We start from the raw sequence: 21,385 nt of genomic DNA on the forward strand, positions 1-21,385 counted from the left end.
GGTGAGCTTCATGCAGAACATCATTGCTGTGATTTGGGATTTCGATAAGACCTTGATTGACGGGAATATGCAGGACCCGATTTTTGAAGAATACCATATCGATAAAGCCAAATTCTGGCAGCATGTCAATGCTTTGCCGGCGCGCTATGCCAAAGAAGGCGTCAAGGTCAATGCCGATACGATTTATCTAAATCAATTTATTAAGGATGCGCAAAAAGGGATTTTCAAGGGCCTCAATAATGAAAAGCTGAAATCCTTTGGCCAGAAGCAGAAGTATTATCAAGGCGTCCCGGACATCTTCAAGAACCTGCAGCGCGTCGTGGAAGAGAATCCCAAATACCGTGAATACAATATCAAGGTAGAACATTACATCGTCAGTACGGGGATGTCGGCAATCATCAAGGGGTCGGCCGTCATGCCTTATGTTGAAGCTATCTGGGGCTGTGACCTCATTGAAGGCCTCGATGCGCAAAAACATAAGATTATCAGCGAAGTGGGCTATACCATCGATAATACGACCAAGACGCGGGCCCTGTTTGAAATCAATAAGGGCGTACCGCAGCATCCGGAAATCGACGTCAATGCCAAGATGTCCGATGCCCTGCGCCGCGTTGCTTTCCCCAATATGATTTATATTGCCGACGGGCCCAGCGATGTCCCCGCTTTTTCGGTGGTCAAAAAATTTGGCGGATCGACCTTTGCCATTTATCCCAAAGGGAACAGCAAGGCCTTCCGCCAGGTCGAACAACTGCGGGAAGATGGCCGCATCGATATGTATGCCGAAGCCGATTACCGTCAAGGGACGACGGCCTACATGTGGCTGACCCACAAAGTCGACGAAATCGCCGAACGCATCTACAAAACAGAAAAAGAAAGCCTGGAAGGCGCCGTCTCAGCGGCTCCCAGACATTTGGTGTGAGGTGTTTGAGGCTTGATGAAAGGCTCTCCTAATAGGAGAGCTGGCCGCCAAAGGCGGTCTGAGAGGTTTCTCTTTAAAGTTAGAGATTTGGATGATTCTTCTAGCAAACAGGTCGGGAAATCATACATATTCCGGTGCGGGCGCCCCGCGTGGCGCCCCTACAGAAAAAGGAGTTGTCGCACGACGGTTTCTGCCATCATGCGAGGCCCCGTTCGCTTTGTAGTTTGTAGAAGCTGGTTTCAAATTTTTAACCATCCACTAACCACTAGCCACTAGCTACTAACCACTTAAAAGGAGCTGTCGCACGAAGGCTTTTGCTTTCATGCTAGGCCCCATTTACTTTATAGTTTGTAGCAACAGAGTTTGTAGTTTGCAGAGAAAACCTTCAAATTTAAAGCCATCCGCTAACAACTAACTGCTAGCCACTAACAACTTTAAAGGGCTTGTCGTCGTGCGACAAGCCCTTTTTTTATCTCCGCGGTGGTGGCCGATGGCCGTGGTGTGGCGGTGGTGGCGGACGATGCCAGCCCCAGTCGTTATAGAAAGGGCCGCCCCAGCCCCAATTCCAATAGGTATCCATATAGAGCTGGGTCAGGTAGGCGTTGTAGGCCATGCGCTGCAGGTCGGCCTGGGTGACGACAGAGATGCGGCGCGATGCCGTTTCTTTGACGTCGCCGACGGTCACGTCTGCCAGGATGTCGACTTGGCCCGTCTTGACGGGGATGATTGTATTGTCTTCTCCAATTTTGGCGACGGACTCATTCAGGCTCTTGGCCGTCAGGCCATAGGGGACATTGCCCGGTGTCTGCAGGGCGACGATGCCTTTGCTGCCCAGGGCCAGATAGCGCGGATAGATGATGATGCGGCTCTTTTTCATCATTTTTTCAGCGCTGCCGTAGATCATGCCTTCATGAGGGGCGTCCATGCGCCAGACGGAACTCTTGTCTTTAGCGACTAAGTATTCGCCAATCTGTTCTGTCGTCTTTTCATCATAGGCCCGGACGCGGCGGAAATATTTGTCCGTCAGGTCCTTGTCGACGCGGAAATAATAGGGCCTGCTCTTGGCATCCAGACCTGTCCGCTGGGAATCAATGGTCTGGAGCAGCGTCGTCACGTCGTTATAGGTTGAGCCCTTGGTCAGGTAGTATTTGTCGATGATCTTACCTGTATGGCCGGCTAAGGGGTCCGTAGGGACACTGGTCTGGACGGCATCGGCTGTCTTGGTGGCCTGAACCTGAGATGTTGGCTCAGCCGGGACCGTTTTGGCGGTATCGTCAGCGGCCAGCCCGGTCAGGGTCGCACACGTACAGAACAAGGCGGCCAGGATAGTCTGCTTCCAATTTTTCACGATAACACCTCCTTATGTCTTTACTATAGCGCGCCGTTGCGGCGAGCGTCAATATGCCGTAAAAAATCTTATGGGAAATGCAACTATTTCTTCAATTTTACAAGAATGTTACGGCTTTTTTTATCCTAAATATATTTAAAACGAAACGTTCATTGAAAACTATTTCTCGAAGAGATATAATAACTATTGTATACAATATGCATATGAAAATGCAATATTTTGTCACTATACTACGAATATATTTGACAAAACAAACAGAATTGCTTGAACTCATTGTAACACAATAGGATGTGCAGGAGGTTTTATCATGAACAAGACGTATAAAGTCATTTACAATCGGACGCGGTGCATGTATCAAGTGGTATCCGAGCTTGCCAAAGGCCATACCAAATCGGAAACGCCGGAAATGCTAAAAAGCCTTTTCAGCAAACACAGCGGGTTGACCCGGGGCATCGTGATGGCCGTCTTGTCCATGAGTCTGGCTATGCCCGTGGGAGTAGCTGTTCAGGCGGAAGATACGGCGGGTACAAGCGGAACCACGACGAGTACCAGTGATACGACAACATCAGATGCAACAGATACGACGACAACTGATACGACAGTTACGGTGAAAGATGGGGCAACTCTTGTAGGAAGCGGAGCTGTTTCTGTGTCTTCATCGGCAGATACTAATAATACTACTACAATAACGATTGCCGTCCCTACTGATGGAAAAGTGGAAGCCGGTAATACGGGATTAGTTACTGGCGGGACTGTATACACGGCGGTTAATGCAGAACAGACAGCTCGGGAAGCGGCAGTTAAATCCGTAACGGATAAAATTGGTACACTGGATGCTAACGGAAATTATGTCCAGAAAGACGCATCCGTGTCTTCCAACCTTTCTACCTTGGATACCCAGGTGAAGACCAATGCCGATGCCATCAGTAAGGAAAAAACAGACCGCGAAGCAGCCGTTACTGGTGTTACCAATACAGTCAACAGTCTTTCTGACAGTGCCGTGAAATATGATGCTGATTCAAATAAGACAAAAGTGACCCTGGCAGGCGAAGGCGGCACGACGATTACCAATATTAAAGAAGGGGCTTTGTCGGATTCCTCGATGGATGCTGTGACCGGAAAACAGCTTTATGCCGAGCAGACAGCCCGGGAAAGTGCAGACACCACTTTAACCAATAAAATTGGGAGCCTGAGTGCCAATGGCAATTACATCCAAATGAATGCGTCTGTATTTTCCAACTTCTCCACCTTGGATACCCAGATGAAGACCAATGCAGATGCCATCAGTAAGGAAAGAACAGACCGTACCGATGCTATTAGTGCTTTAAAAACAGAATTGACGTCTGACAGCACAAACAGCAGTCTGGCTTCCAAGGCCAATGTAAATGCGTCCAACATCGGTATAAAAATTGATACATCCAGCGAAACTACGGAAGAAGCCAAAAAGAAAAAGCAGGAAGACAACGCCAAACTCTGGGGTGAAGCCCTGGGTATTGGAACCATTGCTGATGGAAATGAGGAACTGCTCACCGGGGGCACCTTGTATACAGAATTGCGACCTTCTGCAGATGGTTTCTATATTTACAACGGGAAATCCACTGCCTATAATCTGTTGGCCTTGGATTCGGCCATCAATGCTTTGGGTGTGGAAAAAGTAACGGACAATAGCGGAAACATCACTTATGTGTCCAATCTGTACAAGTATTTCAAGGCTAACCCGGAAACCACCACTAACGATGATGGCACCGTAACCTATGCCATAGATGCAGATGCCCAGGGCACCAACTCTGTGGCCATTGGGCCCAATGCGAAAACTGCCAGATACACGACCACTACCCTATCCGGCGATACCACGACCACCACGGAAACAGCAGCGGACCATGCGGTAGCCATCGGAGACGGTGCCACCGTCAATGCAGCTGGCGACCAGGGCGTCGCGCTGGGTAATGGGGCAGTGACGGGCGAAGCGGAAACGACCTCTACAGACGGCACGTCCACTACGACGACTGACGCAAAGGGCGGCGCGAGCAGCGTGGCCATCGGTGAGACCGCCAAGGCAAACGGCAATCAGGCCATGGCTTTCGGCAAGGGTGCCAGCGTCCTGAATCCTTCCGGCACCGCTGTGTCGACGGGCAGCATCGCCATCGGTAGTGGTGCGAAAGTAGACGGCGGCGACAATTCCATTGCTTTTGGTACGAATGCCACGGTCAACAAGGTGTCAGATGCCATGGCTCTCGGCAATGGTGCCACCATAAACAAGACTGCTACCGGCAGTCTTGCCCTTGGCAAGTCAGCTGTAACGGGTGGCGTAGATAAGTCTATCACGTTGACCAATGGTACGACAGGCACACTGGCTGCAGCGGGCGGCGAGGATTCCATCGCCATCGGAAATGGTGCAGTCAGTGAAGGCGATGAGGCCCTGGCACTTGGCAAGGGTGCCAAGGTGACCAATGGGGTCACCGGCGGCGATTCGGCAGCAGCTATCGTTAAAACCGGCTCAGCAGCCATTGGCGATGGGGCAACCGTCGCGAACTCTGAAAATTCGATGGCCATCGGCAAGGGAGCCAACATCACTGAGGGGACCGATACTACCGTCATTGGCAGTGGTGCCAAGGCATCGCAGACAAAACAGGCTTTTGTCGCTGGCTATCAGGCCTCGTCAGACAGCAGTGCCGAAAGCTCTGTTGCCATTGGTGACAACGCTAGCACGCATTCGGCACGGACGACGGCCATCGGTTATAAGGCAGAAGCCCATAATGCAGATTCCATTGCCATCGGCAGCGAGGCCAAGACCGACGATAACGGCGGCGGTATTGCTATTGGTACGAGTACATCTGCTGCCTATGGCGGCCTTGCTATTGGCAAAAGTGCTAATGCTCTGAATGATGATTCATTGGCCATCGGCAATGGTGCTGTGGCTGATGTCAACAAATCGATTTCCATCGGTTATAATGCCGGCGTTGGCACGGCAGAAGATAATAAAGAGAAAAATGGATCGCTCGTAGCTATCGGCACGTCGGCAGGTAACAACGTCAAAGGCATGCAGAACGTTGCCATCGGTGCTTCTGCCGGTAGTTCAGTACTGAGCAGTAATAACATCGCCATCGGTACTAATGCTGGCTATGGCATCAAGAATGTAACCAGTACAACAGATACTAATCCACAGAATGGGTACAATATCTCTATCGGTGCAGGGGCAAACTATACTGAGGGCAATACGAATCAGAATATTGTATCCTCTATTGCTATCGGCCATGCTACTCATGCAGTAAATCGTGCGGTTGCTTTAGGTGAAGGTGCCTCGGCACAGGGGGATTCTGGCATGGCTTTAGGCAATAGTGCGACGAGTTCCGGCTCTGGCAGCATTGCCATCGGCAACACGGCTAGTGCATCAAATGGCAACATTGCTCTCGGCGCAGGTGCGATTGCGACGGGAACCCCTACAGGAACTGGCAAGTGGACAAATACAGCAGCACCATCTTATTACATTTCAGTAGGTGGTAAGGGAAATGCTTCGGACAGCACAATTACCTTGCGAAGAATCTCAAATGTAGCTGATGGTTCTGCGGATCAAGATGTTGTTACCGTCAAACAGTTGCAGAAGGTATCCGATGATCTTGAAAATACCATCAAGGGCATTGATACGTCGCAGTTAAAGACTTATTCTACGACAGAAATTGATAACAAGATTGCAGAAGTAAATCAGAATATTAAGGACTCCGGAGTAAAGTATTTTTCAATCAATTCAGCCTCTCAGTCGACAAACTCTAACAACACTGGTGCTAATGGCGATGGTGATGCGGATGCTATGGCTATCGGTCCGAATGCTAAGGCGAGCAGTGTCAAGGCTTTGGCAATCGGTAATAACGTCTCGGCTAGCGGGACACTGAGTATTGCCATTGGTACGGCGAACAATCCGTCTACGGATACAACGACGGCAGATAATCCGCATCCGACTTCTTCGGAAGGTACGAGCAGCGTAGCAATTGGTACATCTGCTATCGCGCAGACGGATAATTCCATCGCCATTGGCACTCGAGCCACTACGTATACTGCGAATACGACGAGCTCCCCGGTGACGAAAATAGGCATTCAGTCCATTGCCATTGGTTATGGCGCAGAAACACGTGATAATAATGCAATTGCCTTTGGTACTGGCGCTAAGGCAAATAGTGCGGCATCTATAGCTATTGGTGATAATGCACAGGCGTTGAATGAAAACGCTGTCGTGATAGGCACCAGCAGTACAGCTTATGGAACCGACTCGGTTACACTTGGCAAGAACAACACGAATAACGGCAAGGGGGTTATGACCACTGGTAACTCCAATAGCGTTACCAATAGCCAAAGTGCTGCAGATGTTGTACAGAATAGTGGTATATATGGCTCTTTAAATAAAATCCAGTCTGTTTCATCGTCCAATTCCAGCAATGCCATTACCGACGTATATGCTGTAGGTAACAGCAACAAGCTGAACCAGGTAGGTGAAAAGAATGTCCTCAACGATGTATCGATTATGGGCAACAACAACACCATCGAGAATGGTACGGCTGGCGCTTACACGCAGACCGTGAAGCAGATTGCTGTTGTAGGCAGTGGCAATACGGTCAAAGGCAATACTGATATCAACACTACGACTTGGGGAACGGTGCAGAAAGATACCATCCTTGGCTATAATAATACCGTTGATGCGACAAAGCAGTCGACGCCTGTATCCAATCTCCAGATTCTCGGCAATGATGTGACGGCTACCCTCGGTAACTCTGTCTACCTTGGCACTGGCTCTTCTGCTACGGCATCCAAGTCGGCTACGGCGGAAGCCATCCAGCTGGCCAAAGATCAGGGCGATGCAGAAGCAATTGCTTCGGATGAGTACAAGAATGCCACGACAGAAGCAGAACAAACGGCCATCAAGCAGAAATACGAAGCCCAGCATATCCATACGGCTAATATTGTAGCCATGGACAAGGATGGTATTTCCGCCGGTATCATCAATTATGACACGGATTATACCTATGGTAACGATAGCTCCTACGCCTATGCAGGAAGTAACCCTACTGGCGTGGTCACTGTAGGCAGCAAAGATGCTACCCGACGCATCCAGAATGTATCGGCTGGCCTTGTCGGCCCCAATAGCACCGACGCCGTCAACGGTTCCCAGCTCTACGCCCTGACCCGCCAGATTCGTTTCGGCGGCGACAACTCTAGCTTCGGCGACACCGCAGCAGGAGACACGAACGTAGTGGCCCGGGGTTCCAACGAGAAAATCTCCATCACGGGCGGCAGTGATGCCGTGACGTCCTCGACTACGGATGGCACGACTACCTATACTGTAGATTCTACGAAGCTCACCGGCAATAACATTGCTGTCGTTGCCAACACGGATACCAATGCCCTCCATGTCCAGCTGGCCAGCAACCTCAAGGACTTGAACACGACTTCTCTAGGATCTGGCAGTGGAAACAGCTATAAAGAAACTATCAAGCTGGACGGAACGGATAGTACTAACGGTGGTACATTGGTATTGAAAGACGCTAATGGTATAAATGGGGTGACACTTCGTACCAGCGGAACCACGACCACCAAAGATGCAACCGGAGCCGCCACTACCCGTCTCCTTGTCAACGACAAGACCGTAGCCACCACCGACGACGGCCTGATTGTAGCCGGAGATTCGGGAACAAATTCTGTTTTGAAGTTAAATAGCACACTTACTGTCAAAGGTGGTATTAATAGCACCAATGCAGCAAACCGATTAAATGATGATAACAATAACATTGGCGTAACTTCTGATGGGAAGGGAAATTTAACGGTTAAACTGAGCAAGGACATTGCATTGGGAAATTATCAATCTGGAACTGAAAGCGCCGATAAGTCCGGGACGCTTCGTATAAATGGTGGTAGCTATTATTCATTAGATAATGGCTCAGCCCTATCTTTTTATAAATCGGCTGGCACCGCTAATGGCTCGAGCAAATCTCCTGCAGAAGGCGATAAACTGATGGCTACACTAGGGATTTATCAGGGTGGGTATCTAGGCCTTTATGATAGCAATGGAGCTAATGAAGAAATGCTTTATAATGGCGGTACGACAAATGGTATCCATCGCCTTACTTATAAGGATATTGCAAATAATAAGACGTATGATTTGGCAACATTAAATGATTATACAAATTTTAAAGATGATGCAGGCCATTCTGTTTCCATTGCTTTGGATAAGAGTCTTACCCTTAAGGGAGGCGCATCGACAACTGATGTTGAAAATGCTGATAAATGGACTACTGGCAATATCAGCATTGTATCCTCGGCCGATACGGACAATGGTACGGCTAACGGCAATGGAACGATGACCATCAGATTGGCTAAGAATTTGAATCTTGGTACTGATGGCAGTGTGGTAACTGGGGCAACCACTATCAATAACAGTGGCTTAACCAATGGAAGTACTACCCTTAACGGTACCGGATTGACCATTGCCAACGGTCCCAGTATTACCACCAGCGGAATTACGGCCAATGGCAAAATCACCAGTGTCACTGCCGGCGAAGCTAATAACGATGCGGCTAACTACGGTCAGGTGAAAGCGGCTAAGACTATCCTGACACAGGGCAGCAATACAAAGTTAACTGATAAGACGGATACCGATGGGCATCATATCTACACGGTCAATGTGGATAATCTCTCCTATAAGGCTGGTACAGATGCAACAGCGAAGACAGTTACGCTGTCCAATGGCCTGACCTTCCAGAATGGCAAGAACACCACGGCTGTGGCAGGAGATAACGGAACTATTACCTATAACCTGAACGATAAGATTGAATTAGGCGCTGAAACAGACAGTAACAACCATATTGTTGTAGACGGCACGAAGGGGTTGCTTACCCTTGGCATGAATGCAACCATCAACGGCAATGCCGGCACAGCTTCTATCGGAGGAGTTTCTATTGGTAAATCGGGTTCGGATCAGGTTATCACAGGCTTGACCAACAAGACTTGGACGGTTGGAACCACGCAGGCTGTAGATGGACGTGCGGCTACAGAAAATCAGCTGCAGAACGTTGCGGATAATCTGAATACCGCAAACACCGAGATTGATACGTTGCAGCATGGTTTCAAAGTTCGAGCCAATGGTGATACGGCTACCGAAAGCACGGTTAAAGCTGATGATGCGTTGAGTTTCATAGCAGGGGACAATGCGAGAGTCACGACGACAAAAGACTCGAAGCAGATTACCATTTCTGTGGACAATCTCTCTGTCAAAGACAATAATGGCACTGCTCAGAGTGTCAAGCTGGCAGACGGCTTGAATTTCCAGGATGGAACGAATACCACTGCCAAGGTTGGCACAAGCGGTACTGTGACCTATGACCTCAAGGATTCTATTACCCTGGGCACTGCTGCCGACGAAGCCAACCGCATCATTGTCAATGGTACGAATGGTACTATTACGGTCGGTAATCTGGCAACCATCAATGGCAATGCCGGTACGGCATCCATTGGCGGCGTATCTATCGGCAAGTCCGGCAGTGACCAGATTGTTACGGGCCTGAGCAATAAGACTTGGGTGGTAGGTACGACCAAAGCAGTAAGTGGACGGGCGGCAACGGAAGATCAGCTCCAAAGTGTATCGGATGCCGCTCATACGAATGCCGACAATATCACCACGTTACAGCAGGGCTTCACGGTCACGGCAAATAACGACACAGAGAAGAAAAGCACCATCAAAGCAGGGGACACTCTGAATATCAAAGCTGGCAAGAACGTCCAGATCTCTACGACGGCAGAGTCGAAGTCCATTGAAGTCGCAGTTTCGGATACACCGGAATTTACGACTGTAAAAGCAAAAGATGCCAACGGGAATGTTACAACTGTCTCTGGCAATGGTGTGACCATTGCATCAACTGGCACAGGGGCTCAGTCCGTTTCTCTGACCTCTGAAGGCTTGGATAACGGCAATCATGTAATCAAGCATGTGGCCAGCGGCGGTACGGAAAGAACCAATGCAGCAAACATCGGCGATCTGCAGGATGCAATCAGTAATGCTTCCACGACGACAACCAATATCGGCTTCAACGTTAAAGGCGATGATGCAACAGCCAAGAAGGTAAAACTTGGCAAACAACTCAATGTTGTCGGCGGCGTCAACGATTCCTCTAAGTTGTCGGATGGCAATATTGGTGTAGTGACTACAGCTGATGGTGACGGCAATGCAACCTTGACGGTAAAACTGAACAAGGAAATCACGCTGGATTCTGTAAAGACGGGCAACACGACATTGAATACCAGTGGTGTTACCAATGGCAATATGAGCCTCACTGGTACTGGCATGACAATTACCGACACAGATGCCAGCAAGCAGGTTTCTGTCACCACCAACGGCGTCTCCATGGGCAGCCAGCGCATCCAGAATGTGGCTGATGCTACGAGTGATACCGATGCTGCTACACTGAAACAGGTGAAAAATGCCCGGACAGTTGTGGCTAAGGGTGACAACGTGAAGGAAGTCACTTCTTCGGAAGATACGGCTACGCACCAGATCACCTACACAGTGAACGTGGACAATCTGTCGGTGAAGGCCAATGATGGTACAGCCAAGGAAGTGGCACTGAAGACCGGCCTCAATTTCAAGAACGGTACTAATACCACTGCTTATGTAGGCGATAATGGTGAAGTGAAGTATGATCTGAACTCCACCTTGACCGACTTGACCAGCGTCACCGCTGGCAACAGTACATTGGATACCAATGGCCTGACCATCTCGGGCGGTCCTAAGTTCACCAAGAATGGCATTGATGCAGGCAGTCAGAAGATTACCGGTGTGGCCAATGGTGAAAAGGCCAATGATGCCGTCAATAAAGGCCAGCTGGATGATCTCCAGAACCAGGTCAGCGGCGGCTGGAACCTTTCCGGGAACAATGCAGAAGGGAATACCGTGACGGCCAAGATTGGCGCTGGCAAGACAGTGACTTATACGGATGGTATATATACCAAGTCTGTTGTCACGAATAGTGACAATGCCACGGTGAAGGTAGATGTGACTACCGGCACTTTTGGCTCCGGTACTGGAGACAAGGTCGGAACGGTTAGTTCCACGGCTAATGGATTGACAACGACTCAGGATGTAGCTAATGCCATCAATAATGCATCTTGGACTATCCAGAACGGCAACAATACTGGCAATGCACAGCAGGTCAAAGCTGGCGATACGGTTTCCCTCAAGGCTGGTGATAATCTGAGCCTTGACCAGAATGGCAAAGAATTCACCTACAAGCTCAATAAAACGCTGCAGAACATGACCAGTGTGACGGCGGTGGATGATAAGCAGAATACGGCTGTCCTCAATGGCGAAGGTTTAAAAGTATTCGATAAGGATGGCAACAGCCTGACCCAGCATGCAACGGAAATCCGTCTCCACGATGCGACGAAAGCGGCAACAGATACGACAACCGATGTGGTGCTCAATAAGCAGGGTTTGCAAAACGGCGGTCATACGATTACTGGTGTAGCTAACGGCACGGTTGATGCCAATTCGCAGGATGCTGTCAATGGTGGCCAGCTCTATGAATTGCAGCAGAAGGTCACGAATGGTTGGAAGATTACCGGTAATGACACGACGAAAGCCAGCAATATCGGCAATGATAAGACAGTTTCCTTTGTCAATGGCGATAACAGCTACATCAAGGCGAAGGTGGATACGACCAATACAGGGGCTACGGTATCCTATACGGCGCAGACGGCTAGCCTGATGAAGAATGCTGAAGGAAAGGCTGCGCTGAATGGTACGACGGATGGCCTTGTCACGGGAACGAACTTGACGAATGTCTTGAATAGTCTTTCCTGGACGGCACAGTCGTCGAAGACTGGCACTGGTCAGAATAACGGCAGCACGGCACAGTCTATCACAGCTGGTTCGCAAGTCGGCTTCATTGCTGGTGATAACATGATCCTGACACAGGATGGCACGAATTTCACCTATGCGTTGAATTCAAGTCTCACCGGCATGAATACGATTGCCTTCACTGGCCTTGGCACTGGTGTCAGCAATCTAACCATCGGCCTCCAGAACGGTGGCGGTGCCAATCCGGATAAGGGCTATTATATTACGGGCCTCTCGAATACGAAATGGAATCAGTCCAACTATGAGGGCTCGCGGGCGGCTACGGAAGCTCAGCTGCGAGAAGCCATTGACAAGGTTTCGGCGGCTACGGGAACGGGCGGCTTTGGCCTGACGGCTGATGAGGGTGCCAACAATGGTGGCGAGAAGAAGGTTTCTCAGACATTGGGAAGTACCATTGCTATCCAGGGTGATGGCACCTATGGTGCAGACGGTACGGTTGTCAAGCAGGGCAACATCTCGACAGTGGCTTACACCGATAATGCCGGGCCGACGGGGGCCATCAAGGTCAAACTCAATAAGGACATCGACCTCAGTGAAGCTGGTTCTTTGACCATTGGTGCCAGCAAGGTGTCGGCTGACAGCATCGTACTGGACAACACAAGTGATGCGGCCAAAAAGATTGCCTTAAACAGCACTGCTGGTATAGCTTCTATCGGCGGTGTCACGGTAAATGGTGCTGAAAAGACGGTAAATGGTCTTTCCAATACGACTTGGAATGGTACGGCAGTCAGTGGCCGCGCTGCGACAGAAAATCAGCTGGTCGATGCCATCAATGAGGTAAAGACGCAAGCGGCAAATAGCGAGCTTCACATTAAAAAAGGTGTATATGCGATTGGCAAGGACAGCCAAGGTCAAGATGTCACGGACACAAAAGGCAAGAACAGTGTCTCCATCGACGTGGTCAATGCCAAAGGTGCAGTCGACGGTCAGGTCGTCATCAATGATGTGGCCAAGGCATCGGAACTCGGTACAGTCGGTGAGCTGGCGGATAACCTGAAGAATCCTAACGGTGGTCCGACTACCGTAGTGCAGGCTGTCAACAAGGTCAACCAGAAGGTCGATGAAAGCCTGAAGACTGTCAACGGCGATGTCACGAATGCCGTGACGGAAGCCAAGAAGCATACGGAAGTGAAGTCTGTCGATAGTGACAACAATGTGACCATCGATGGTACGACCACGAATGCAGATGGCGGTACGGTCTATAAGCTCGGCCTTAACAAGGATCACTTGAACCTCGGCAATGTCCATGTCTATGGCAATGAAGGCAGAGTAACCGCTAAGACAGTCGAATCAGAAACGGTCAAAATCGATGACCAGACGAGACTCGATAAAACGGGACTGACGACGGGCAATACGACGGTAGCCAATAATCGTATCGTCGTCGGCGGCGACAATGGCATAAAGATAGAAGCCAACGGTGGTCAGCAGACGATTTCTGGTCTGACCAATACAGATTGGACGGGTACGGCAGTCCATGGACGTGCCGCAACAGAAGATCAGCTGGCTAAAGCCATTTCTTCTGCTACGACGACGGCTGCTCAGAATGAACAGCATATTAAATCAGGTACTTATAACATCCAGACAACGACTGATGATAAGGGGAATAAGCATAACAGCGTAACCATGGACATCGTCGATGGAACTGGAAAGGATAAAGGTACAGTCGTCATCAATGACGTAGCTAAAGCGTCGGATGTTGGTGATACGGATAAGCTGGCTGCTGACATTAAGAATCAGAATGGCGGCCAGCCCCAGGCCACTTCCGTAGTAGAAGCAGTCAATAACTTGAATGAAAAGGTCAATACCCGTGTGGGCGATAACAAGTACAGTGCTATTACCAGCAAGGACGCCGTACAGGATGGAGATAACTCGACAACTGCTATTGCCAAACTGAACAATCGAATGACAGATATCTACCATAATGCTACTCAGCATTCCTCTGTAGCTGTTGATGGAAATCTGACGTTAGATGATAAGGGCATTAATAAGTCGGGCGGTACAGAGTATAAGATTGGCCTGAACAAAGACCAGATTAATCTCGGTAACCTGACGATCAAGGGTAATGAAGGCTCAATCGAGGCGAAGTCCATCAAGTCCGACTCCTTTACGGCCGGCGATACGGTCGTCAACAAGGACGGTGTCAAAGTCGGCGACAAGTCGGCTCTGACCGGTGATTCGCTCAAGGTCAACGGCAAGACGTATGTCGACGACAAAGGCGTCAATGCCAATGGTCAGGTCATCCGTAATGTTGGCGAAGGCAAGGACGATGGCGATGCGGTCAATGTTAAGCAGGTCAATGATTTGGCGGCAAGACAGGGTGAGGCCATTGATCAGAATACGGCGCACATCAATCAGCTCGGCCAAGCCGTCAACAAGCTGGGTACCCGCCTGAACCGTGTCGGTGCCGGGGCGGCTGCGCTGGCAGCGCTCCATCCGGGGACGTATGACCCCAATGATAAGTGGGATTTCTCGGCTGGTGTCGGTCATTATCACGATGCCAATGCCGTGGCTATTGGGGCGTATTATCATCCCAATGATACGACTATCTTGTCCATCGGCGGCAGTATGGGCGGCGGTGAAAATATGGTCAACGCCGGCATTACCTGGAAGATGGGCCGCAGTGGCCGTGAACAGGCTGCTCCGCCTGTCGTAGTCCGCAAGGCAGAGGCAGCTCCTGTCGTACAACAGGCTGCTCCGGTTCGTCCGGCGCCTGTTGTCGTTCCAGTGCCCGCTGTTACTCCGGCACCTGTTACTACGCCGGCTCCGGTGAAATCGGTTGCACCGGCAATGCCGGTCCAGGCGGTTCCAGCTGTGACCACACCGATGACGCCGGCAGCTCCGTCTAATGATACGGCTGCCTTGGCGCAGATTCTGGCGCGGCAGACGGCTATCCTGGAAAAACTGGCCCAGAACCAGTCCCAGGCGGCTCCGTCGGCGGCAGTGGCCCATGGCGACGACATCTTCCCGGATGTGCCCGATAATCACTGGGCCTATGCCTATGTGGCCAAGTTGGAAAAAGCCGGTGCGCTCAAGGGATTCAAGCATCCGGCTGTATTGAAGAGTCCTATGATGACGCGCGATGATTTCGCGTCGGTATTGTACACGGCCATGGCCAATGGGGCCACAACCAACCCGGCCTTGAATGGTGACGACAGCCTGAACCGGCTGGCCCAGGAATTCAAGGCAGAATTGAAAAATGTCAAAATGTAAGGTTTATTCGCCCAAGGCGTAGAGGATGTCGGCTGCGGCAGCGTTCAGGTTGTAGCGGCTGGTATAGCATACGAGGGTGCCCTGGGATGCGGCCTGCTGGCAGGCTTTGCGGACCAGGGCGTGGCCCGTATGGTTGGTGTTGATGATGAGCACGTCGGCGCCCTGGAGTTTTTGGACGTCGAAGTGCTTGTTTTCCAGAATCATCCAGTGCGGGAAGCGCGTGCGGACTTTGTCATGCCAGAGGTCGCTGCCGCCGGCCAGGCAGACATGGAAGCCTTTCAGGGTCTTTTCCAGGCGCGATGTATAGTCGTCGGGCAGGGGAAGGGCCCTTTTTTCGACGTCTTCCTGGGGACAGCGCGTTTCCCATTCGCGCAGGGATTGTTCCAACGTCTGGACGTAGCCATCGTAACTTTCCTGCAGGGCCTGATAGTAGGTATGGGATTGAGATAATTCGTCGCGCAGCCGGGCGGCATCGTCGTCGGCGACGGGCGGCATATCGTCATGGACCAGGCGGATAACGCCCAGCCCCAGGGCGATTTGGCCGGCTGTATCCAGGACGCCTGCCAGGCTCAGGGCTTCGGTGATACTGGACGGCCGGAGGGCCTGGGTCACGGCGATATGGCCGCGGACTTTGTGGCCGCCGATAGCCGTTGGCCGCGGGAATTGTTCCAGCGTTATCGTGGCGATGTGCTGCTGCGCTGTGTTCGTGCGGTACAGTTCGTAGACGGCTTTGCGCGGCGTGAAGGACTGCTGCGTCAGCTGGCAGGTCCCGTTCATGCGGCCCGTCTGGTCCGGGAATTCGGCCGCGCCGTCATCCTGCATCTTTTTCCACAACCGGGCCGTCGGTATGGCGCGTCCCGCCAGGCAGAGGGTTTCGCCATAAGACAGGAAACGTTCTTCGCCGCGGCACGACAGGCCGGCTGCTTCGTTGGTATACATAATCTGTGTGATTTTCATGATGATTCTCCTCGTATCTATAGCTCATGTCTATTATAAAGCAGGCCGTCCGCCTTGGATAGGGGAGGAAACATCTTGTTATGAGGAAAAATTCGCTCCATTTATAGGTATATGAAGAAAAAGTACAGAATTTTTTGTGTCAAGGAGAAAAAATTATGATAGAATAAGGGGGTACATATACAGAGTATACTAATTTGAGGAGGTGCGCCGATAATGATGAAGCGGAATATCGTTCTCGTCGGCATGATGGGGAGCGGCAAGAGTCATATTGGCCGCAAGCTGGCTCAGCGCCTCGGCTGGCAATTTGTCGATACGGACCGGCGTATTGAACGGGCTGTGGGCATGACCATTGCCGAGTTCTTTGCGAGTTCCGGTGAAAAAGTGTTTCGCGAACGAGAAATCAATGTCCTGCAGCAAGTCAGCCGCTATCATGAAGCTGTCATTTCCTTTGGCGGCAATTTTCCTATGAATGTCGGTACCTATCGAATCCTGCATCGCCATGGGTTTATCGTCGCTTTATTGTCTGAACCGTTCCGCGTGGAAGAACGGGTCAGCCGTCATATAGGGAAGCGGCCGACTGTCGATTATGAAAATCTTCACGATTTCGTCCACACGATGATGAAACAGTGGGAAGAGGTCTATCCGTACTGCGACTGCGTCATTGACACGACGCGCGGGGGAGCGTCACAGATCGTCGAATCCATTGTCCATAAAATCAACGAAAGGCATGTGCAATTTATTGCCCGGGAAAAGAAGGAGACTGATGTAAAATGATCAACAAAATCGGAGTATTGACCAGCGGCGGGGATGCCCCCGGTATGAATGCGGCTATCCGTGGTGTCACGCGGTATGCCATTCAGAAAGGCCTCACTGTCGAAGGCATTATTCGCGGTTATGAAGGTTTGCTGAGCCATGAAACGCGCCCTTTAGGCCGTCGTGACGTCGGTGCCATCATCCATCGTGGCGGGACGATGCTTCGGACTGCCCGTTGCCTGGAATTCAAAGAAAAAGAAACGCAGAAAAAAGCCGTTGCTTATTTGCGTGAATTAGAAATAGATGCGCTCGTCGTCATCGGTGGCGACGGCTCCATGCGTGGTGCACAGGCGCTGAGCCGGTTGGGGTTCCCGACGATTACGATTCCGGGTACCATTGATAACGACATGATGGGTACGCAGTATACCCTGGGCTTCGACACGACGGTCAACACCGTCCTGGAATCAGTCAATAAGATCCGTGACACGGCCTTTTCGCATGATCGCGTCGCCGTCATCGAAGTCATGGGCCGTGAAGCCGGCTTCATCGCCCTCAATGCCGGTATGGCATCTGGTGCGGAAGCGGTCCTCATACCGGAACACCCGGTAGATTTGGCTGCCCTCTGCCGCCATCTCGAAGAATCGCACCGCATGAAGAAATTGAGCAGCATCGTCATCGTTGCCGAAGGCGCTGCCAAAGGGGCAGACGTCGTCGATTATATCAAGGAACATACGTATTTGTCGCCGAACCTGACCGTCCTCGGCTACGTCCAGCGCGGCGGTGCTCCGTCGGCCTATGATGCCATCATGGCTGGCCGCTTCGCCCAGAAAGCCGTCGACAGCCTGCTGGCCGGCACGTATAACTGTGTCGTCGGCCTCATCGACAACCGCGTCGTAGCGACGCCGTATTCGGAAGCCGAATCCCTGCGCTATCCCATCGACGAAAACCTGTTCCACCTCGTCCATCTCTTGGGGAGATAGGCGTTCGTGGTTCGTGGTTTGTGGCTCCCTTAATAGGGGAGCTGTCAGCATAGCTGACTGAGAGGTTTGGAAAGAGGTTGTCGCATGAAGGTTCTCGCCGTCATGCGACAACTTTTTTTAGTGCAACTTCTCCAGCCCTTAGGGGCCCCTCCAGCTCGGCGCTCCCTTTTGGCAACTGGCCTGCTCTTTCCTGCGGTCAGCCCCTGACAGGCCCAAAAGGGCCTATGAAGGGAGACAGGGAAAATGCGTTGACATCTTATAAATATGCACGTATAATAGAGTAGCGTATATATTATCATATGTTATAGAGTGTCATTTAGAGGAGTGTTATCATGTCGTTTGATTTTAGTCTGATTTGGAACTCATTGCCCCTGTTGTTGGCAGGTGCCGGTGTTACTATTGAAATCACGGCAATCGCTGTCGGCCTGGGTTTCATTTTCGGCCTGATTACCAGTGTGTGCCGCTTGTCGGGCGTCAAGATTTTACAGGTCATTGCCGTCTGCTACGTCAATATCATCCGCGGTACGCCTATGCTGGTCCAGATTTTCCTGATTTATTTTGCCCTGCCTATGGTCATTGGCGAACGCATCAATCCTTTTGTCGCTGCTGTTGCTGCCTGCTCCATCAACAGTGGGGCTTACGTTTCGGAAATCTTCCGCGCCGGGATCCAGTCCGTCGATAAAGGCCAGATGGAAGCCGGCCGTTCCCTGGGGTTGTCGTGGATGCAGACCATGCGTTATGTCATCCTGCCTCAGGCTTTCAAACACGTCATCCCGCCGCTGGGTAACGAATTCATTTCCATGACCAAGGAAACGTCCCTGGTTTCGGTCATCGGCTTTGAAGAATTGACCCGCCGCGGCCAGCTCATCATCGCCAAGACCTATGGTTCTTTTGAAATCTGGCTGACTGTCGCTGCTATTTACCTGGTCATGACCTTGACCATTGCCCGTCTCGTAAGCTATTTGGAACGGAGGTTCGCAACGGATGATAGAAATTAAAGGTTTGAAAAAAAGTTTTGGCAAGCACGAAGTCCTGAAGGGCATCGACTTGACCATTCAAGATAAAGAAGTCGTCGTCATCATCGGCCCGTCCGGTTCCGGCAAGAGTACCATCCTGCGCTGCATCAACTATCTGGAACAGCCGACGGCTGGGGAAATCATCGTCGACGGCATCAGCATGAGCGATGCCAAGAGCATCAACAATATCCGCAAGGAAGTCGGTATGGTCTTCCAGCGCTTCAATCTCTTCCCTCATATGACGGTCTTGCAGAACATCATCTTGTCGCCCATGAAGACCCGCGGTGAAAGCAAGGAAGAAGCGACGAAGACGGCTATCCAGCTTTTGGAAAAAGTCGGTCTGGCCGACAAGAAAGACGCTTATCCGGAAACTTTGTCCGGCGGCCAGCAGCAGCGTGTGGCCATTGCCCGCGCCCTGGCCATGAAGCCGAAGTTCATGCTCTTCGATGAACCGACATCGGCACTGGATCCGGAAATGGTCCGCGAAGTACTGGACGTCATCAAGGATTTGGCCAAAGACGGCATGTCCATGGCCATCGTCACCCATGAAATGGGCTTTGCCCGGGAAGTCGCCGACCGCGTCCTCTTCATCGACGGAGGGAAAATCCTGGAACAAGGGAAACCAGACGATATTTTCTTCCATCCGAAAGAAGAACGGACGAAACTGTTCCTGTCGAAGATACTGTAATTTCGCAGGTCGCAGGTCGCAGGTCGCAGGCCGCCGTAGGGCCCGCCCTTTGGGACGGCCCCTACGATGCAGCCATCAGGCTGCGAGACCTAACCACGAACCACTAACTGCTAGCCACTAACAACTTAAAAGGGCTTGTCGCACGTGCGACAAGCCTTTTTTTATGTACGGGTTTTACGGGATTCCCACAAGCGAGACGACGGAATTCCCACAAGCGGGCCGCCTTACCAGGACGGCCCCTACGAGCCACGAGCCACTAGCCACGAGCCACTAGCCACGAGCCACGAGCCACTAGCCACTAGCCACTAGCCACGAACCACTGCTTTTTTAAAGGCCGTGCGGGCGGCTTTGATGGTTTTTTCGATGTCTTCGTCGCTGTGGGCGCCGGAGACGAAGTTCGTTTCGAACTGGGACGGTGCCAGGTAGACGCCCTGTTCCAACATGGACAGGAAGTAACGGCGGAAGGCTTCCTGGTCGCTGGCTTCGGATGTGGCGTAATTGGTGACCGGGACGGCGCTGAAGAAGACGCTGAACATAGTGCCGGCCCGATGGACCTGAACGGCAGCGCCGGCTTCGTCGGCAGCCGCTTTGAGGCCCTCTGTCAGGATTTTCGCTTTGGCACAGGCTTTTTCGACGTAATCCGGGTCTTCCGTGATGATACGCAGCGTTTCCAGTCCGGCTGCCATGGCCAGGGGATTGCCGCTGAGCGTGCCGGCCTGATAGACGGGACCGGCTGGCGAGACGCAGTCCATGATGTCCTGGCGGCCACCGTAGGCTGCGACGGGCAGGCCGCCACCGATGATCTTGCCCAGGGTCGTCATGTCCGGGACGATGTGATAGAGGCTCTGGGCCCCGTGGAGGGCTGTGCGGAAGCCGCACATGACTTCGTCAAAGATGAGGACCGTGCCGTGTTTCTTCGTTTCGTCGCGCAGGAGCTGTAAGTAGCCGTCTTCGGGCAGGACCAGGCCCATGTTACCGGCAATGGGTTCGACGATGACGGCGGCAATGTCGTCGCCGCAGCGGTCCATGAGCTCCCGGAAGGCTTCGGCGTCGTTATAGGCGACGGTCAGGGTATCCTTGGCCGTGCCTGCCGTGACGCCCGGACTGTCAGGCTGTCCGAACGTGGCGGCGCCGGAACCGGCCTTGACCAGCAGGCTGTCGCCGTGACCGTGATAGCAGCCGATGAATTTCACGATTTTATCGCGGCCCGTATAACCGCGGGCGACGCGGATGGCGCTCATCGTCGCTTCGGTCCCGGAATTGACCATGCGCAGTTTTTCGATGGACGGATAGATTTCTTTGACCAATTTGGCCAGCTGCGATTCAATCAGTGTCGGAGCCCCATAGCTCGTGCCGCGCGTGGCAGCGTCCTGTAAGGCTTTGACGACGCGGGGATGGGCATGGCCGACGATCATCGGGCCCCAGGAGCCGACGTAGTCGATGTACTGGTTGCCGTCGATGTCGCAGATGGTGCTGCCTTTGGCCCAGGCGATGAACGGCGGCGGGCAGCCGATGCGGTTATACGAGCGGACCGGGCTGTTGACGCCGCCCGGCATGAGGGTCTGCGCTTCTTCAAAAGCGGCAGCTGATTTTTCTAAATGAAGCATGGAAAGGCC

Annotated in this window: 9 protein-coding genes; 6 read left to right on the top strand and 3 right to left on the bottom strand. The window is 51.8% G+C overall.

Going from position 1 to position 21,385, the window contains the following annotated elements; genetic code table 11:
- Window positions 1-10 precede the first annotated feature (10 nt).
- A complete protein-coding gene (locus tag ACE418_RS06155; protein ID WP_416449787.1) occupies window positions 11-919 on the top strand; it encodes an HAD family hydrolase in 909 nt (302 codons plus the stop codon).
- A gap of 469 nt (window positions 920-1,388) precedes the next feature.
- On the opposite strand, the gene ACE418_RS06160 is transcribed toward ACE418_RS06155, so the two are convergent.
- The gene (locus ACE418_RS06160; RefSeq protein WP_416449788.1) at window positions 1,389-2,267 is read right to left on the bottom strand and encodes a hypothetical protein; all 879 of its coding nucleotides are present in this window, start codon (window positions 2,265-2,267) and stop codon (window positions 1,389-1,391) included.
- A 307-nt stretch (window positions 2,268-2,574) separates the two neighbouring features.
- Between ACE418_RS06160 and ACE418_RS06165 the strand changes: the two genes are divergently transcribed.
- On the top strand, window positions 2,575-15,375 hold the full coding sequence (locus tag ACE418_RS06165) for an ESPR-type extended signal peptide-containing protein (RefSeq protein WP_416449789.1): 12,801 nt from the start codon (window positions 2,575-2,577) through the stop codon (window positions 15,373-15,375).
- Window positions 15,376-15,378: 3 nt separating this feature from the next.
- Here the strand turns inward: ACE418_RS06165 and ACE418_RS06170 are convergent, their stop codons facing one another.
- Window positions 15,379-16,332: a C-Myc-binding protein gene (locus ACE418_RS06170; RefSeq protein WP_416449790.1), complete on the bottom strand. Its 954-nt coding sequence runs from the start codon at window positions 16,330-16,332 to the stop codon at window positions 15,379-15,381.
- Window positions 16,333-16,545: 213 nt separating this feature from the next.
- Here ACE418_RS06170 and ACE418_RS06175 point away from each other — a divergent pair, with 213 nt between their 5' ends.
- The 4 genes from ACE418_RS06175 (at window position 16,546) to ACE418_RS06190 (ending at window position 19,769) form a co-directional block, all read left to right on the top strand.
- Window positions 16,546-17,106, top strand: a complete 561-nt coding sequence (locus ACE418_RS06175; protein ID WP_416449791.1) for a shikimate kinase — start codon at window positions 16,546-16,548, stop codon at window positions 17,104-17,106.
- Window positions 17,103-18,065: a 6-phosphofructokinase gene (gene pfkA / locus ACE418_RS06180; RefSeq protein ID WP_416449792.1), complete on the top strand. Its 963-nt coding sequence runs from the start codon at window positions 17,103-17,105 to the stop codon at window positions 18,063-18,065. The genes ACE418_RS06175 and pfkA overlap by 4 nt, the downstream gene beginning before the upstream one ends.
- 332 nt (window positions 18,066-18,397) lie before the next feature.
- Entirely contained in the window at window positions 18,398-19,063 is a 666-nt protein-coding gene (locus ACE418_RS06185) for an amino acid ABC transporter permease (RefSeq protein WP_292262509.1), read from the top strand.
- A complete protein-coding gene (locus ACE418_RS06190; RefSeq protein ID WP_416449793.1) occupies window positions 19,050-19,769 on the top strand; it encodes an amino acid ABC transporter ATP-binding protein in 720 nt (239 codons plus the stop codon). The genes ACE418_RS06185 and ACE418_RS06190 overlap by 14 nt, the downstream gene beginning before the upstream one ends.
- A 305-nt stretch (window positions 19,770-20,074) precedes the next feature.
- Here ACE418_RS06190 and hemL read toward each other — a convergent pair whose 3' ends face one another.
- Window positions 20,075-21,376, bottom strand: coding sequence for a glutamate-1-semialdehyde 2,1-aminomutase (hemL, locus tag ACE418_RS06195; RefSeq protein WP_416449794.1), 1,302 nt, complete (start codon window positions 21,374-21,376; stop codon window positions 20,075-20,077).
- Window positions 21,377-21,385 lie beyond the last annotated feature (9 nt).

The organism is Megasphaera jansseni, from assembly GCF_047974155.1.
Lineage (GTDB): Bacteria > Bacillota > Negativicutes > Veillonellales > Megasphaeraceae > Megasphaera.

Excerpts from the sequence above, each read along its gene's own strand:
- pfkA (WP_416449792.1), top strand. The coding sequence starts at position 17,103 with ATGATCAACAAAATCGGAGTATTGACCAGCGGCGGGGATGCCCCCGGT.
- hemL (WP_416449794.1), bottom strand. The coding sequence starts at position 21,376 with ATGCTTCATTTAGAAAAATCAGCTGCCGCTTTTGAAGAAGCGCAGACC.
- ACE418_RS06185 (WP_292262509.1), top strand. The coding sequence starts at position 18,398 with ATGTCGTTTGATTTTAGTCTGATTTGGAACTCATTGCCCCTGTTGTTG.
- ACE418_RS06170 (WP_416449790.1), bottom strand. The coding sequence starts at position 16,332 with ATGAAAATCACACAGATTATGTATACCAACGAAGCAGCCGGCCTGTCG.
- ACE418_RS06175 (WP_416449791.1), top strand. The coding sequence starts at position 16,546 with ATGATGAAGCGGAATATCGTTCTCGTCGGCATGATGGGGAGCGGCAAG.
- ACE418_RS06165 (WP_416449789.1), top strand. The coding sequence starts at position 2,575 with ATGAACAAGACGTATAAAGTCATTTACAATCGGACGCGGTGCATGTAT.
- ACE418_RS06155 (WP_416449787.1), top strand. The coding sequence starts at position 11 with ATGCAGAACATCATTGCTGTGATTTGGGATTTCGATAAGACCTTGATT.
- ACE418_RS06190 (WP_416449793.1), top strand. The coding sequence starts at position 19,050 with ATGATAGAAATTAAAGGTTTGAAAAAAAGTTTTGGCAAGCACGAAGTC.